The organism is Salmonella sp. SJTUF15581, from assembly GCF_043356775.1.
GTDB lineage: Bacteria > Pseudomonadota > Gammaproteobacteria > Enterobacterales > Enterobacteriaceae > Salmonella > Salmonella enterica.
Genome location: NZ_JBEUJY010000006.1, coordinates 125,812 through 140,889 on the forward strand (window position 1 = coordinate 125,812; position 15,078 = coordinate 140,889).

The window sequence follows — 15,078 nt, forward strand, 5'->3', positions numbered from 1 at the left end:
TCGTCGCCCTCCTGCTTTATCACACCGTCGGGAAAATTAAATCGAGCGCCTGCAGAGAGTCCTCCCAGTCGGCCCGTTCAAAAATGCCTTGCTGTAAAAACGCTTCCAGTTGCGGCCATAAGGTAATGGCTTTATCGAGCATCGGATCGCTACCTTTGGCATAGGCGCCGACGCTGACCAGATCGCGGTTACGCTGGAAACTGGAAAGCAACTGTTTAAATAGCCGTACCCGCGCATAGTGCTGCTCGGTAATGAGCGCGGTCATCGCCCGGCTGATTGACGCCTCTATATCAATGGCCGGATAGTGCCCGGCCTCCGCCAGACGGCGGGACAAGACAATGTGTCCGTCGAGGATTGCGCGTGCCGAGTCGGCAATGGGATCTTGTTGGTCGTCCCCCTCGGTCAACACGGTATAAAACGCGGTGATAGAGCCGCCGCCATGGATACCATTACCGGCACGCTCGACCAGCGCCGGTAGCTTTGCGAACACCGAGGGCGGATAACCTTTGGTGGCTGGCGGTTCGCCGATTGCCAGCGCAATTTCACGCTGTGCCATCGCATAGCGCGTCAGCGAATCCATAATCAGCAACACATGCTGTCCGCGATCGCGAAAGTCTTCGGCGATGCGGGTGGCATAGGCGGCGCCCTGCATTCGCAGCAGTGGCGAAACATCCGCCGGGGCGGCGATCACCACCGAACGCGCGCGGCCGTCGGGGCCGAGAATATTTTCGATAAAATCTTTAACTTCGCGGCCACGTTCGCCGATAAGTCCCACGACAATCACGTCCGCCCGCGTGTAGCGCGCCATCATGCCAAGCAGAACCGACTTACCGACGCCGGAACCGGCAAAGAGTCCCATACGCTGACCGCGCCCTACGGTTAACAACGCGTTGATAGCGCGTACGCCGGTATCCAACACATGTTCGATTGGCGTTCGCTGTAGCGGGTTAAACGGCGGCGTGATTAACGCGCCGGTTTCCAGCGTATCCGGCGCAGGCAGTCCGTCGAGCGGTTTACCGCCGCCATCCAGCACCCGACCAAGCAGGGCCGGGCCGAGCGGTAGCTGTTTGCCGCTTTGCAGACCGTCGCCATGCCCGTTACGGGCGTAAACGCGGGCACCGGGCAGAATGCCTTCGACCTCTTCCAGCGGCATTAAAAACAGACGCTGGCCGTTAAAACCGACGACTTCCGATTCCACCTCTTTGGTTTCAGGGCCGTCCTGGCGCTCAATAATGCAGGTGGCGCCCAGCGGAAGCTGGAGACCGGTGGCCTCCAGTACCAGGCCAGTGGCGCGGGTTAAACGTCCATAACGACGCACCGCCGGCAATAACGCCATTTTGGCTTCAAAGTTGTCGAGCGCGGTAAGCCAGCGGGTCAGGCGCGTGGTCATCAGAGCACTCCCGGCGCCGCCAGGCGACACAACTCTTGCCAGCGAGTAGCGACGCTGGCGTCCAGATCGCCCTCATCGGCAGAGACTTTACACCCGCCGTGATGCAACGTTGGATCGCCGCGTAACCTCCATCCGTGAAGACTGAGCGTGGCGCCCAGCATCTCTTCCACCCGCTGTAAGTCGTCCGGATGCACGCGCAACTGCGGCTTGCCGCTAAAGAGCGGCTCTTGCTGCAACAGTTGTTGAATCTGTTTAATCAGCGCCGAGTTGTCCACCGCCGGCGTTTGGCCGATGACCTGACGCGCAGCCTCCAGGGCCATTTGCATCAGCCGTGAGGCGATAACGCTATCGAGCGCGTCAAGCGTGTTCTGAAACTCGCTCACTAACTGCTGCATACGGGCATGAATCGGCGCCTGCTGCGTCTGCGCCTGGGCTTGTCCTTGCTCCAGCCCCTGCGCTAACCCTTCCTGGTATCCCTGCGCGTGTCCTTTTTGCCGTCCCTCCGCCAGCCCGGCGTTATAACCTTGTTCATGGGCCTGTATTTTTAGCTGCGCCAGCTCCTGCTCCAGCTGCTGTTCGGCAGTGAGTTCGGGCTCCGGCGTATCGTCTGTCAAGGTCACGTTATCAGCCTCAACCGGCACAAACGTCTCCGGCGGCGGGGCGAGATCGTCGGGGGTCCAGACTTGCCACGGCAATTCATTAGACATAGGTATCCTCGCCGCTGCCAATCACCATTTCGCCGGTTTCCGCCAGACGACGCACAATAAGCAGAATCGCTTTCTGCTCGTTTTCCACCTGAGACAGACGAACCGGGCCACGGTTGGCAAGGTCGTCGCGCAGGATATCGGCGGCGCGCTGGGACATATTGCGCAGGAACTTCTCGCGTAATGGCGGTTCGGCGCCTTTCAGAGCGATCAGCAGCGATTCGGAATCCACTTCCTGCAACAGACGCTGGATACTGCGATCGTCCACATCCACCAGATTTTCGAACAGGAACATCTCGTCGATGATTTTCTGCGCCAGTTCGCCGTCGAATTCGCGCACAGCGGTAATAACCGCTTCTTCCTGCTGCGTTTTCATCAGGTTGATAATTTCCGCCGCGGTTCTTACGCCGCCCATTTTGCTGCGTTTCAGGTTCTGACCGTCGAGCAGGCCATTCAGCACTTCGGTCAACTCCGCCAGCGCCGCCGGCTGTACGCCGCCAAATGTCGCGATACGCAGCATCACATCATGACGCAGACGCTCGTCAAACAGCGCCAGAATATCGGCGGCCTGACTGCGTTTGAGGTGGACCAGAATGGTGGCGATAATCTGCGGGTGTTCGTCGCGAATCAGGTCGGCGGCACTCTGCGGTTCCATAAAGTTGAGCGTTTCGATACCGCTGGTGGTATCGCGCGTTTCCAGAATATCTTCCAGCAGGCTGGAGGCGCGTTCTTCGCCCAGCGCTTTAACCAGTACGGAGCGCAGGTATTCGTTGGCGTTGATATTCAGCGCGGCGAACTGCTCCGCTTCTTGCTCAAACTCTGATAGTACGTCCGTCAGTTGTTTGTTGGAGATCTGACGCACGTTAGCCATCGCCGTACTTAACGCCTGTACTTCGCGGGTGGAGAGGTGTTTAAACACCTCTGCCGCCCGGTCTTCGCCAATGGTCATCAACAAAATGACGCTTTTATCGGTACCGCTAAGATTACTCATGATCGTTACTCATCCACTGGCGAATGACCAGCGCCACCACGCGCGGATCGTTGTCTGACATTTCGCGAATACGCTGGCTCATCACCTCGGCGCCCAGACGCTGGTTAGCTCGGCGTTGCTGGAGCTGCTCGTCTTTGCTAAGGCGTACTTCCACGGCTTCTTCGGTTTCCTGGCGAACCTGTGCCTGTTCCTGCGCCGCTTTCGCTTCTTCAACGCGGCGCGTCAACTGCGGACGTACTGCTTTGCGCCACAGAATCCAGGCCACCACCAGCACCAGCAACCAGCGACCTGCCGCGAGCAACTGATCGATAAAGGACTGCTGTTGCCAGAAGGGCAGTTCGCCGCCGGTGTCATCCACTGCGCTAAACGGTGAATTCACCACGTTTAGCGTATCGCCGCGTTTATCAGAAAAACCCATCGCCTCACGGGTTAGATCCTCGATCTGTTTCATCTGATCGGCGGTCAATGGCAGCGGTTTGCCATCCGCCAGCGTTTTGTAATTCACCACGACGGCCACGGAGAGACGCTCAATATCGCCTACATTCATTTTGGTGTGACGAATGGTGCGGTCCACTTCGTAGTTACTGGTTTCATTACGTTGTGTACTGCGCGGGCCAGCGTTGTTACTGTTGGTACTGGTACTGGTGCTGGTTTGTGGCGTATTCTGCGCGTTTTGTTGATTGGTCGGCGGCGTGGCGATCGGCGCCTCGTTAGGCGGCGCTGGTTGGTTCGACAGCGCGCCAGGCACGCCGCCGGGATAGCCCGCGCCTACCTGTTCGCTAATATTCAACTGACGTGAACGCAGGGTGGCCTTCGACGCATCGCCGTTCGGGCTGTAGTGCTCTTCCGTCTGCTCTTTATTGGCAAAATCCAACTGGGCGGTTACCTGAGCGTGAACATTACCGTTCCCGACGATAGGCGACAGAATGGCTTCGATACGGCGTTGGATACGGCTTTCCACATCATTAGCAAATTTTAATTGCGCGTCATTAAGGTCGCGACCGCTGGTATTGGATTGCGTGAGCAGATGACCGGATTGATCGACCAGAGTGACGTTTCCTGGCGGCAAACCGGCGACAGCGCTGGAAACCAGATGTACCACGGCGCTAATTTGTCCTTCATCCAGCGCCCGTCCCGGTTCAAGTGTGACGGTGACGGAAGCAGAAGGGGATTTTTGTTCCCGCACAAATAGCGACGGCTTTGGCATCGCCAGGTGAACGCGGGCGCTTTTTACCGGACCCAGCGTCTCGATCGTCCGGGCCAGTTCACCTTCCAGCGCGCGCTGATAATTCACCTGCTCGCTGAACTGGCTGATACCGAATTTTTCCTGATCAAGCAGTTCAAAGCCTACCGCGCCGCCTTTAGGCAGCCCCTGCTGCGCCAGACGCAGACGCAGCTCATGCACTTTGTCGGCGGGCACTTCAATCGCGCCGCTGCCATTGGCAAAGCGATAGGGGATATTCATCTGGGTCAACTGCGCGACGATCGCGCCGCCGTCCTGATCGGAAAGGTTGCTAAATAGCGTGCGGTAATCGGGCGTTTTGGCCCACAGCACCATCGCAACGACGATCGCCACGGCAGCGGAACCCGCCACAATTAACGGAATTCGGGGATTCGCGCGTAGGCGATTAAGCCACTCGAGAGGTTTAGGTTGGGTTGCAGTCGATGCAGTCGCACTCATCTCGCACCTCGTGACTGATCGTGGACGGCGTTTTTTGCAAAGTGGAACAAGACTCACTCCCGGGTCAGCAAACTCGAAAAATTGACGGTCTCATTATTTGTGGTTTCGAATTTTTCTATGCGCTAAAAACCGAGGTTTTTTATCGTTATTTAACGCCTTTATCTTATTGACAAACTGGTAATCTCTGCTGCGTAAAAAATCATCCAGGGGAATAGCATGGCAGCAATACAGGGGATTGAAGGGGTTATTAGCCAGTTACAGGCGACGGCGATGGCCGCGCGCGGGCAAGACACGCACTCGCAGTCGACGGTGAGTTTTGCCGGCCAGCTACATGCTGCGCTGGATCGTATTAGCGACAGACAGACGGCGGCGCGCGTTCAGGCGGAAAAATTCACTCTGGGTGAGCCGGGCATTGCGCTTAATGACGTAATGGCCGATATGCAAAAAGCGTCCGTCTCCATGCAAATGGGGATTCAGGTGCGCAACAAGCTGGTCGCCGCGTATCAGGAAGTCATGTCCATGCAGGTTTAAGCCAGGGTTGACAACACATCCGCAGCGAACTCCCGGGCGCTTACCTAAGTCAGCGGCGGGGGACGCGACGCCCATGCAACCAGTGCGTGATTATGTGGGCTTGTTTTTTGCGAGGCGCGCTCATTTTATTGATAAGCGGGTTGCACATTGTTGCAGGGACTTATTAAAAATAGGGTACGCCTGTTTACTGACGCCATTCATTCCTACTATTCGTTCTGACGCGATTGTCATTGAGTTTGCAATCCAGAATGTTCCTGCAATATATGCGCCGTTGCGATAATACACGGTAAATTCTTTATTAATGCCTGGAATATCTGTTTCATGGAGATCCAGTATATACCCATACGGGGACAGATTATCAGCGAGACAGCGGGCAATGGCGCTCGGATGTGCATTGACCACTGTGACGGGTGAGTAACGGGCAGCGGCAAGACAGACGACTCCAATAATGGAGATGAAAATAATTTTTATCATTTTTTGGGCTTCTGCTGTGCATAAATCATCACCTGATGGTGTCAGTGAGTAAAAATATAAATACCTGATAGTCTTTTATGGCGTAGACGGAAAATAATAATTGTTTTATGTTTTGATTAAAATAACCCTGGGTTTTTCATCGGCTCAGACAAAATTAAAACGGTATACGTTATATAATAGATTTATGCCACGGCGCACAAGACGACCTTGTCTGATTTCTTTTATGCGTTGTAGATTTTTGCCGGTTATGCCGTAAAAAGGTCTCCCGCCGTAACGTACAGCGGGAGTATGCGCTTATTTTTGAATCAGATAACGAATTGTCGGGCCATCCTGTTGGATATCCAGCACCGTATAACCGTGATTGCGCGCATCCAGTGGAATATTATTAATGGACTGCGGACAGTCGCTCACCACTTCCAGGATCTCACCTTTTTTTAGCTGCGGCATCGCTTCCAGAGTGGCGACCGCCGGGTACGGGCAAGGTTCGCCAACCATATCCAGACGGTAATCAGGGACGATATTTTTCATACAGATTCCTTAGCAGGCGTCAGCCCCGCACGGCGGAAAAAACGTTTTTCCCAGCCGATAATTAACATCAGCGCGGTAAATAACAACAGATAGGTGACCAGCAGCCCCCCCAGCGGACCAAAGGTATTCAGCAGGTTAACTTTATCCCAACTGGTCGCCAGCGCGGGCGCGAAATCATCCCAGTAGTAAGCCAGGATGGTCGAACCGATGACATTGCCGAGGCCTACCCACCAGTAATGCACCTGGCCTTCTACGGCGCGGTACATCCAGCCGGTTTCGCAGCCGCCCGCCAGCACGATGCCAAAACCGAACAGCAGTCCGCCAATGACCGCATTCGGGCCAGCCCACATAATTTTAGGTGCAACGCCCAACTGCACGTAGCTGAAAATACCAATAGCGCTGACCGCCATGCCGAAAATAATCGCTTTCGCCATATGGGCGCGTCCGGAGATCCACAGATCGCGAAAGGCCGAAGTAAAGCAGATTTGCGCGCGCTCGATCAGCAGCCCAAACCCGACGCCGAACAGCATCGCCAGCCCCAGTTTCGGCTGATGCATTGCCGTTAATAACGCCCAGCCAATCATGCCGATAAAGACCAGCATACCGAGCCTGAAACGCCGTCTTGCCTGATCCGGTTTCTGCGTCAGTGGCGAAGCCGCGGAGACCTTTTGCATTTTCACCGGTATGCGAAATATCGGCAGCAACGTAAAGCGGGCGCCGAACCAGGAGCCGATAGCGGTCGCCAGCGCAAAGAACCACGCGTGTAGGGAGAACTGCGGGATCCCGGTAAAAAAGGCGGCCAGGTTACACCCCATCGCCAGACGCGCGCCGAAGCCAGCGATCATGCCTCCGACCACCGCCTGTACGATACGGATTCGGCTGCGCGGCATACGCAATTTTACGTTGTTGGCCCACAGCGCCGCGGCGAAACAGCCGCCGAACATGCCGAGGATCATCATTCCGTCGATACGCGTCAGCGGCGTACCTTCCAGATGAATCAGCTTGTAGTAGCCCCACTGTTCGGCATGAACGCCAAAAAGCTGCAAAATTTGCCCGCCCCAGCGGGTAAATTCGCCCGTCACGGCCCAAAACGTGCCGGTGATGCCAAAATAGTAGGTAGAGAGAATACCGGCTGCGATCACCGCAGGGGCCGGCGCCCAGAATTTAATTAACCAGGTTTGCTTGAAGTGTTGCCATGACATGTGTTTAGCCTCTGAACTCAGAAGGTGTGAAACAAGAAGTGCGCATACTACACCGATCACAGAATTTGCCTACACCTAATAAGCAGTAATACCGACTGGATCAAATTGCGGCCAGCGCCTGGAAAGGCTGGCGGCGTCAGGGCTTTAATGCCACAATTCCTCTTTCTTCTGATGCAGGATGAATGATGAAAAAAGTAGCGATCGTTGGCGCATTGCTGGTTCTGGCCGGATGCGCCGAGGTGGAAAACTATAATGATGTGGTGAAAACGCCCGCGCCGGCCGGTCTGGAAGGGTACTGGCAGTCAAAAGGCCCGCAACGTAAGCTGGTGAGCCCTGAAGCTATCGCCAGCCTGGTAGTGACTAAAGAAGGCGATACGCTGGACTGCCGCCAATGGCAGCGCGTTATTGCTCTGCCGGGCAAGCTGACCATGCTCTCCGATGACTTAACCAATGTTACGGTTAAGCGTGAGCTCTATGAAATTGAGCGCGACGGGAATACCCTGGAATATGATGGCATGACGCTGCAACGGGTCGCTCGTCCGACGCCGGAGTGCGCCGCCGCGTTAGAAAAAACGCCGCTGCCGACGCCGCTGCCGTAATTTCGCTTCCCGGCAGCGCTCTGCCGCCGGGAACGCTCATCACACGTCCTCAATGACCCACACGCTGACGCTGCCTGCGTTGCAGAAGAACGTCGCTTCGCCTTGATCATTAGTTACAACATGCTCATTGCGGTTTCCCAGAAAATCACGCCAGGTCTTGTTAGCGTAATTGTCGCCGAGCAGGAGGGTTTTTTCACCGTCGTCGCCATTGGAAAGTACAACCACACAGCCCGGATTCTCTTCAGTACCGCTGCGACTAAAGGCGATACAGTTAGGATGATCGAAAAAGAGAGTTTGTATACCGTGCGCAAAACGCTGACGAGCAAGGATCAGCCGATCCAGTTGGTTAATCACCGGCATGTCGACCCGACAGATCTCGCCATTTTCGCCGCTATCCTCATAGCTGGCGCCGTATAAATCGGGATAAAACACCGACGGCACGCCGTTTTCACGAAGCAGGATCAGCGCATAGGCCAATGGTTTGAACCAGGGTTCTACCGGCGCTTCCAGCGCCTGTAACGGTTGTGTATCGTGGTTAGCGACCAGCGTCACCGCATGAAAAGGGTCGGCTTCTACCAGCGTGCCGGTGAAAATGTGGCGCATGTCATACTCCGCGCCCTGGCGCGAGGCTTCATGAAATTTCATCTGCAACGGCGCGTCGAACAGCATGGTTTTCCCGTCGACCTGATCGATGTACGTTTGCAGTTTATCCACTTCATGCGACCAGTATTCTGCGACAATAAACAGCGGTTTTGGTGCAACCGCCTGTACATGCTCAATCCATTCTTTATAAAACCAGGCGGGTATATGTTTTACCGCGTCCAGGCGAAAGCCGTCACAGTGGGTTTGTTCCATGACCCAACGAGCCCAATATTTAATCTCTTCCGTAACCGCGTGATTGCGAAAATCGATATTTTCACCCATCAGATAGTCGAAATTACCCATCTCATCATCAACCTGATCGTTCCAGCCATCGCCGGTATAGTCATTGACGATCTTAAAAATGCAGTCTTCGTCGGGATTCTCGATGTGATCAATGCCGCTGAAACAGTGGTAGTCCCAAATAAAGTTGGAATACTGGCCCGCGCGGGCAGGGAAGGTGTAGCGCGTCCAGCCTTCGCATTCAATGATGTTGTCATCGATTTGCGTGCGGTCATCCTGATTCACGCGCTGAACGCGGATACGTTCTTTTTCGTCTGCGCCCATTTTGTGGTTCACGACGACGTCGAGCAGCACCGCAATATTATTTTTTTTTAGCGCGTCTATCGCCGTCAGTAACTGGCGTTTATCGCCGTACTTTGTCGCGATAGTTCCTTTTTGGTCAAATTCGCCGAGGTCAAACAGGTCGTAGGTATCATAGCCTACGGAATAGCCGCCGGAGGCGCCTTTACAGGCGGGCGGTAGCCAGACCATATTGATACCGATATCATTCAGCCCATCAGCACGTTCCGCCAGCTCAGACCAGAGTTTACCGCCGTCGGGATAATACCAGTGGAAGTACTGCAATAACGTGGGGTTTTTCATCTTCCGTGCTCCAGAAGTCGTTTAGCCGACCTCTGGAGTATGGAAGAATTTTCATACGAGACGGGAAAATATTATGAGGCGCCAGGCGCGTCTGGCACGAGTAACATACCGGAAAGACGGCCATAAGCGTTGTTGAGTGATTTTTGGCGGGTGGATTGTCCGATCAAACTGCTGAGTTCATCCAGTCGCTGTTGCAGCAGCCCTTTCAGGAGCTGCTCATTATCCAGCGTTTGTTTGATGTATCCGGCGACCATATCCTGAATACTTCGCGTAATGCCCGGTGGAGTTTGCTTTTCCATCACCGTTTCAATACTTTGCAGATAGGAGACCTCTTGTTGCAGTAAGAGATCCCATTCACCTCGCTGCGCAAGTTCAAGCAGCGATTGACTGAGCAGCGCAATACGCTGCCAACGGTTGATAAACTCCACGGTTGAGGTCATTAACGAGACTCCTGGAAAGATGCTTTCGGTGAAATCTGTTTCCAGGCTTCTGCAATATTGCTGAGTAACCCTTCCACTTCTTCGATGGCCTGAGCGTCGTTACGCAAATTAGCCTGCAGTAAACGGCGAATCATATAGTCGTATAGCTCGGAAAGATTCGTCGCAATCTCACCGCCTTTTTCCTGATCGAGACCGGCTTTCAGCCCGTTATCGATAATATTGATGGCTTTGCTTAACGCTTCACCTTTCGCGACAACATCGCCTTGTTCTAAAAACAGGCGAGCGCGCACCAGAGCGCTATTCGCGCCATCAAACAACATTTCAATCAACTGATGCGGGCTGGCGCTCATCACGGCGCTTTCCACGCTGACTTGCGCATAAGCTTTGATACCGCTCGCGGTGTACATGGTAACCTCTGTTATCAGGACTTGTTCATAGCATTAAATTGCTGGGTCAAATAAGTACTGGTGTTATTCAGCTTACTCATCATGGTATCCAGTTGGGTAAACTGGGCCTTGTAACGGGCAACGGTGTCGTCAATGCTACTGCTGACGGTCAGATATTGCTTAGTTAGTTTTTTCAGCGTGGCGTTAATACTGTCCTGGGCGCTGTCAATAATGCCGTCATCGGCCAGATAACCTTTCACTTCGGTGGCAATTTTGGTGGTGATCCCCGTTTCTTTACCATCACCTACCAGCAGCTCACGTACAGAAGCGGTATTTTCATCCAGCGCTTTTTTAAGCTTGGTATCATCAATTTTTAGTTTTCCGGTGGTACCATCAGAAGTAATACCAATTTCATTCAGGGTCTTAAATGTACCTGTACTTGCACCATTAGCGAACTGAGCGCGGATTCCAGTTTGAATCGTTCGCACCACGGTATCTCCAAGTAGTGCACCGTTGTTTTTGTCCTGTTCTTCAGCCCCTGGATCAACCTCTGTATATTTTGTTAATGAACTAAAGGTATCAAGCAGTGAGTTGTAGGCATCAACCCAACCTTTGACGGCTTCGGTCGCCTTTTCATTATCTTTTGTGACGGTAATACGGGCATCTTTTACTTCTTTGGTTAGTTCAAGCGTCACGCCTTGTGGAGCGTCAGTGATTTTATTACTCGGTCGCTCAATATCAATGCCGTTAACGGTTAACAAAGCATTATCTGCAGCAACCAGTTGCTTCATTTTGCCCGTGCCAGTATTACTATCATAGGACAACAGATCGCTGAGTTTGCTATCGCCTTCCACAGAGATAGTCATTTGATTATCCGTGCCACTATCTGCGGTCAGTACAAGCTGATAATCGCCTTCTTTAACTTTAACGATACTGGCGGAAATACCACTGTCAGCATCATTAATGGCGTCACGGATACCCTCTAAAGAGGTTTGATCTTTAGTGAGTTTGATTTCAAGTGGTTCTTTACGGCCTTTCTGTTCAATTTTTATGGTACGGCTGTCAGATGTGGTATCTCCCAGCACTTCTTTGGTAGATGTAATTTTGGTTGCTGTACTCAAAGATTGTGCTTGTGCTAACTGAGTTACGCTAACCACATAAGTTCCAGGTGCGGCCCCAGCTTCCGTCGAGACTTTCAGGTCTTCTGTACTGCTGGTGACATTCGTACTTTTAAACAGATCGGCTTTATTTAACGCCGTGTTTGCTGTTTGAAACTTCTCCAGTGCACTTTTTAAAGTACCGTATGCCGTTAGACGGGCCGTATTAGCACTCTGCTGCTGTGTGATCGGCGTTAAGCGTCCTTTTTCAGCGTTGGTCAGTTTAGTCAGCAGTGAATCCAGAGGTAAGTTTGACCCTACACCTAATGATGAAATTGAAGCCATGCCATCTTCCTTTCGATTGCAAACAGTAGTTAAACGCGTTATCGGCAATCTGGAAGCAAAGTTTAATGATAATTTTGCAAAAATAATGCGTGGAATAATGATGCATAAAGCGGCTATTTCGCAGGCTAAGAAAAAGATCGGGGGAAGTGAAAAATTTTCTAAAGTTCGAAATTCAGGTGCCGATACAAGGGTTACGGTGAGAAACCGTGGGCAACAGCCCAATAACATCAAGTTGTAATTGATAAGGAAAAGATCATGGCACAAGTCATTAATACAAACAGCCTGTCGCTGTTGACCCAGAATAACCTGAACAAATCTCAGTCCTCACTGAGTTCCGCTATTGAGCGTCTGTCCTCTGGTCTGCGTATCAACAGCGCGAAAGACGATGCGGCAGGCCAGGCGATTGCTAACCGTTTCACGTCTAATATCAAAGGTCTGACTCAGGCTTCCCGTAACGCTAACGACGGCATTTCTATTGCGCAGACCACTGAAGGTGCGCTGAACGAAATTAACAACAACCTGCAGCGTGTGCGTGAGTTGTCTGTTCAGGCCACTAACGGGACTAACTCTGATTCCGATCTGAAATCTATCCAGGATGAAATTCAGCAACGTCTGGAAGAAATCGATCGCGTTTCTAATCAGACTCAATTTAACGGTGTTAAAGTCCTGTCTCAGGACAACCAGATGAAAATCCAGGTTGGTGCTAACGATGGTGAAACCATTACCATCGATCTGCAAAAAATTGATGTGAAAAGCCTTGGCCTTGATGGGTTCAATGTTAATGGGCCAAAAGAAGCGACAGTGGGTGATCTGAAGTCCAGCTTCAAGAATGTTACGGGTTACGACACCTATGCAGCGGGTGCCGATAAATATCGTGTAGATATTAATTCCGGTGCTGTAGTGACTGATGCAGCAGCACCGAAAAAAGTATATGTAAATGCAGCAAACGGTCAGTTAACAACTGACGATGCGGAAAATAACACTGCGGTTGACCTCTTTAAGACCACTAAATCTACTGCTGGTACCGCTGAAGCCAAAGCGATAGCTGGTGCCATTAAGGGTGGTAAGGAAGGAGATACCTTTGATTATAAAGGCGTGACTTTTACTATTGATACAAAAACTGGTAATGACGGTAATGGTAAGGTTTCTACTACCATCAATGGTGAAAAAGTTACGTTAACTGTCGCTGATATTACCGGTGGTGCGGCGAATGTTGATGCTGCTACCTTACAATCAAGCAAAAATGTTTTTACATCTGTAGTGAACGGTCAGTTTACTTTTGATGATAAAACCAAAAACGAGAGTGCGAAACTTTCTGATTTGGAAGCAAACAATGCTGTTAAAGGCGAAAGTAAAATTACAGTAAATGGGGCTGAATATACTGCTAACGCCACGGGTGATAAGATCACCTTAGCAGGCAAAACCATGTTTATTGACAAAACAGCTTCTGGCGTTAGTACATTAATCAATGAAGACGCTGCCGCTGCTAAGAAAAGTACCGCTAACCCACTGGCTTCAATTGATTCTGCATTGTCAAAAGTGGACGCAGTTCGTTCTTCTCTGGGGGCAATTCAAAACCGTTTTGATTCAGCCATTACCAACCTTGGCAATACGGTAACCAATCTGAACTCCGCGCGTAGCCGTATCGAAGATGCTGACTATGCAACGGAAGTTTCTAATATGTCTAAAGCGCAGATTCTGCAGCAGGCTGGTACTTCCGTTCTGGCGCAGGCTAACCAGGTTCCGCAAAACGTCCTCTCTTTACTGCGTTAATCCGGCGATTGATTCACCGACACGTGGTACACAATCAAGGCAGCGAAAGCTGCCTTTTTTAATTCCGGAGCCTGTGTAATGAAAGAAATCACCGTCACTGAACCTGCCTTTGTCACCCGCTTTTCCTGTTCTGGCTCGGCCTGCCGCGACCACTGTTGTAAGGGCTGGAAAATCACGCTGGATAAGACGACGGTCAAAAAGTACCTTACCAGCAAGGATGTAACCATCAGAGAGATTGCCAAAAATAGTATTATTCTTTTAAAGAAAGACCCAAATAACTGGGGGGAGATTAAATTACCATCTGGGACAGGCAGCTGCCCTTATCTGGATGACGATCGTCTGTGCAGGGTACAAAAAACACTGGGAGCTAAAGCATTAAGTTATACCTGCACTACGTTTCCGCGGGTGTTCCATACTTATAAAAACGAGGTACGACATTCTCTAAGCCTTGCCTGCCCGGAAGTGACTGCGCATATTTTAAACGATGCTGATGCGGTAGCACTCAATGAAAAGGCGATCATACAGCAGAAGTACAATACCGCGCCGCTATTCTCCCCACAGCAAAAACTACTTAACTTGTTTTGCCTGAGTTTGATTAACCATGCTGCCAGCAATCCGGATGCGGCATTATACGCGTTGATCAAGTTTGTAATGTATGTGCAGAAGTTTCCCCGGATTGATGACGCTGCATTAGGGGAGATTGAGCAAGTGTATGGCACGTTAGTTTCCCAGCTGCAGTCCGGTTCGTTAACTCAGGAACTCGCTAATATTACGCCGGATAAGAAATTCAAAACATCCCTGGTACTGTTGATGCAGGATTATTTCAGGGCTCTCCCACCGAGCAGAGGAAGCTATGTCCTCGATCACTACATCCAGTGTCTTCTGCGGGTGCTGACGGCGGAAGAGGGCGTTTCAATGGAGCAGAAGGTGAGCGATATTGAGTCCTCATTAGCGCGCTGTTTACAGGCGGATGAGCAGCAGAAGAACTGGGCTTTCAGAAATTTAATTCTCTATAAAATTTGGGAAAATAATTTCCCCAACCAGCCGAATGTCGACCCGTTACGCGCGCTGTATATTATCGTGGCGGAATATGCCTTTATTAAGCTATTAACGGCAGCCAGCGTGCATGAGCGCGGGCGTATAGAGTGGGATGACGTTACCAATATTGTGTATAGTTTTCACTCCCGCAGCCAGCATAACAGCGAGGTGGCGAAGAATTTTCATCGCCATATAGAAACGGTGCGTACTGGCGACGATCTGTCGATGATTCATCTTCTGACATAGTTTTGTTCGGGGTGGGCGCTTGCGCATCCCGTTTGTCCTATCTGGCTGATTTTATTCTGCTCTTTGAGCCGCTAAAAAGGCGCTACAGGTTACATAAGTGAAATAACCCTTCTTTTATAGCCTTATTCC

General features: G+C 51.7%; 16 protein-coding genes. 5 read left to right on the forward strand and 11 right to left on the reverse strand.

All coding sequences use genetic code 11. The annotated features are described in order from the left end of the window. Nucleotides 1-19: 19 nt before the first annotated feature. Genes fliI through fliF form a run of 4 tightly spaced genes read right to left on the reverse strand, consistent with a single transcriptional unit; the run spans nt 20 to nt 4,766 of the window. A complete protein-coding gene (fliI, locus tag ABVN36_RS12725; protein ID WP_000213257.1) occupies nt 20-1,390 on the reverse strand; it encodes a flagellar protein export ATPase FliI in 1,371 nt (456 codons plus the stop codon). After that, entirely contained in the window at nt 1,390-2,097 is a 708-nt protein-coding gene (fliH, locus tag ABVN36_RS12730) for a flagellar assembly protein FliH (RefSeq protein ID WP_000064158.1), read from the reverse strand. The genes fliI and fliH overlap by 1 nt, the downstream gene beginning before the upstream one ends. Beyond that, the gene (fliG, locus tag ABVN36_RS12735; RefSeq protein WP_000067735.1) at nt 2,090-3,085 is read right to left on the reverse strand and encodes a flagellar motor switch protein FliG; all 996 of its coding nucleotides are present in this window, start codon (nt 3,083-3,085) and stop codon (nt 2,090-2,092) included. Before fliG ends, fliH begins: the two co-directional genes overlap by 8 nt. Next, entirely contained in the window at nt 3,078-4,766 is a 1,689-nt protein-coding gene (gene fliF / locus ABVN36_RS12740) for a flagellar basal-body MS-ring/collar protein FliF (protein ID WP_023137970.1), read from the reverse strand. The genes fliG and fliF overlap by 8 nt, the downstream gene beginning before the upstream one ends. A gap of 216 nt (nt 4,767-4,982) precedes the next feature. Between fliF and fliE the strand changes: the two genes are divergently transcribed. Beyond that, a complete protein-coding gene (fliE, locus tag ABVN36_RS12745) occupies nt 4,983-5,297 on the forward strand; it encodes a flagellar hook-basal body complex protein FliE (protein ID WP_000719037.1) in 315 nt (104 codons plus the stop codon). A gap of 120 nt (nt 5,298-5,417) precedes the next feature. On the opposite strand, the gene ABVN36_RS12750 is transcribed toward fliE, so the two are convergent. The 3 genes from ABVN36_RS12750 to yedE all read right to left on the reverse strand — a co-directional run bounded on the left by ABVN36_RS12750 (nt 5,418) and on the right by yedE (nt 7,501). Continuing rightward, on the reverse strand, nt 5,418-5,771 hold the full coding sequence (locus tag ABVN36_RS12750; RefSeq protein WP_000590435.1) for a hypothetical protein: 354 nt from the start codon (nt 5,769-5,771) through the stop codon (nt 5,418-5,420). A 294-nt stretch (nt 5,772-6,065) separates the two neighbouring features. After that, complete coding sequence (gene yedF / locus ABVN36_RS12755; RefSeq protein WP_000790504.1) at nt 6,066-6,299, reverse strand: sulfurtransferase-like selenium metabolism protein YedF; 234 nt, start codon at nt 6,297-6,299, stop codon at nt 6,066-6,068. After that, nucleotides 6,296-7,501, reverse strand: a complete 1,206-nt coding sequence (gene yedE / locus ABVN36_RS12760) for a selenium metabolism membrane protein YedE/FdhT (protein ID WP_001519382.1) — start codon at nt 7,499-7,501, stop codon at nt 6,296-6,298. Before yedE ends, yedF begins: the two co-directional genes overlap by 4 nt. Before the next feature lie 185 nt (nt 7,502-7,686). Here yedE and yedD point away from each other — a divergent pair, with 185 nt between their 5' ends. Next, the gene (yedD, locus tag ABVN36_RS12765; RefSeq protein WP_000754694.1) at nt 7,687-8,100 is read left to right on the forward strand and encodes a lipoprotein YedD; all 414 of its coding nucleotides are present in this window, start codon (nt 7,687-7,689) and stop codon (nt 8,098-8,100) included. 39 nt (nt 8,101-8,139) lie between these two features. Here the strand turns inward: yedD and amyA are convergent, their stop codons facing one another. From amyA to fliD, 4 genes are all read right to left on the reverse strand, one after another. Then, the gene (amyA, locus tag ABVN36_RS12770) at nt 8,140-9,624 is read right to left on the reverse strand and encodes an alpha-amylase (protein WP_050901239.1); all 1,485 of its coding nucleotides are present in this window, start codon (nt 9,622-9,624) and stop codon (nt 8,140-8,142) included. Nucleotides 9,625-9,695: 71 nt separating this feature from the next. After that, on the reverse strand, nt 9,696-10,064 hold the full coding sequence (gene fliT, locus ABVN36_RS12775; protein ID WP_000204899.1) for a flagella biosynthesis regulatory protein FliT: 369 nt from the start codon (nt 10,062-10,064) through the stop codon (nt 9,696-9,698). Continuing rightward, on the reverse strand, nt 10,064-10,471 hold the full coding sequence (gene fliS / locus ABVN36_RS12780; protein WP_000287764.1) for a flagellar export chaperone FliS: 408 nt from the start codon (nt 10,469-10,471) through the stop codon (nt 10,064-10,066). Before fliS ends, fliT begins: the two co-directional genes overlap by 1 nt. 14 nt (nt 10,472-10,485) lie before the next feature. After that, a complete protein-coding gene (gene fliD, locus ABVN36_RS12785) occupies nt 10,486-11,892 on the reverse strand; it encodes a flagellar filament capping protein FliD (protein ID WP_023137969.1) in 1,407 nt (468 codons plus the stop codon). On the opposite strand from fliD, the gene ABVN36_RS12790 reads away from it, so the two are divergent. From ABVN36_RS12790 to fliB, 3 genes are all read left to right on the forward strand, one after another. Further along, nucleotides 11,891-12,130 carry a hypothetical protein gene (locus tag ABVN36_RS12790; protein WP_001141165.1) on the forward strand — a complete coding sequence of 80 codons (240 nt, stop codon included), beginning with the start codon at nt 11,891-11,893 and terminating at the stop codon, nt 12,128-12,130. The two genes, fliD and ABVN36_RS12790, sit on opposite strands and share 2 nt — an antisense overlap. Before the next feature lie 17 nt (nt 12,131-12,147). Beyond that, the gene (locus ABVN36_RS12795; protein ID WP_231923106.1) at nt 12,148-13,665 is read left to right on the forward strand and encodes a flagellin; all 1,518 of its coding nucleotides are present in this window, start codon (nt 12,148-12,150) and stop codon (nt 13,663-13,665) included. 78 nt (nt 13,666-13,743) lie between these two features. Next, nucleotides 13,744-14,949 (forward strand): flagellin lysine-N-methylase, encoded by a 1,206-nt coding sequence (fliB, locus tag ABVN36_RS12800; protein ID WP_023137967.1) that lies wholly within the window; start codon nt 13,744-13,746, stop codon nt 14,947-14,949. Nucleotides 14,950-15,078 lie beyond the last annotated feature (129 nt).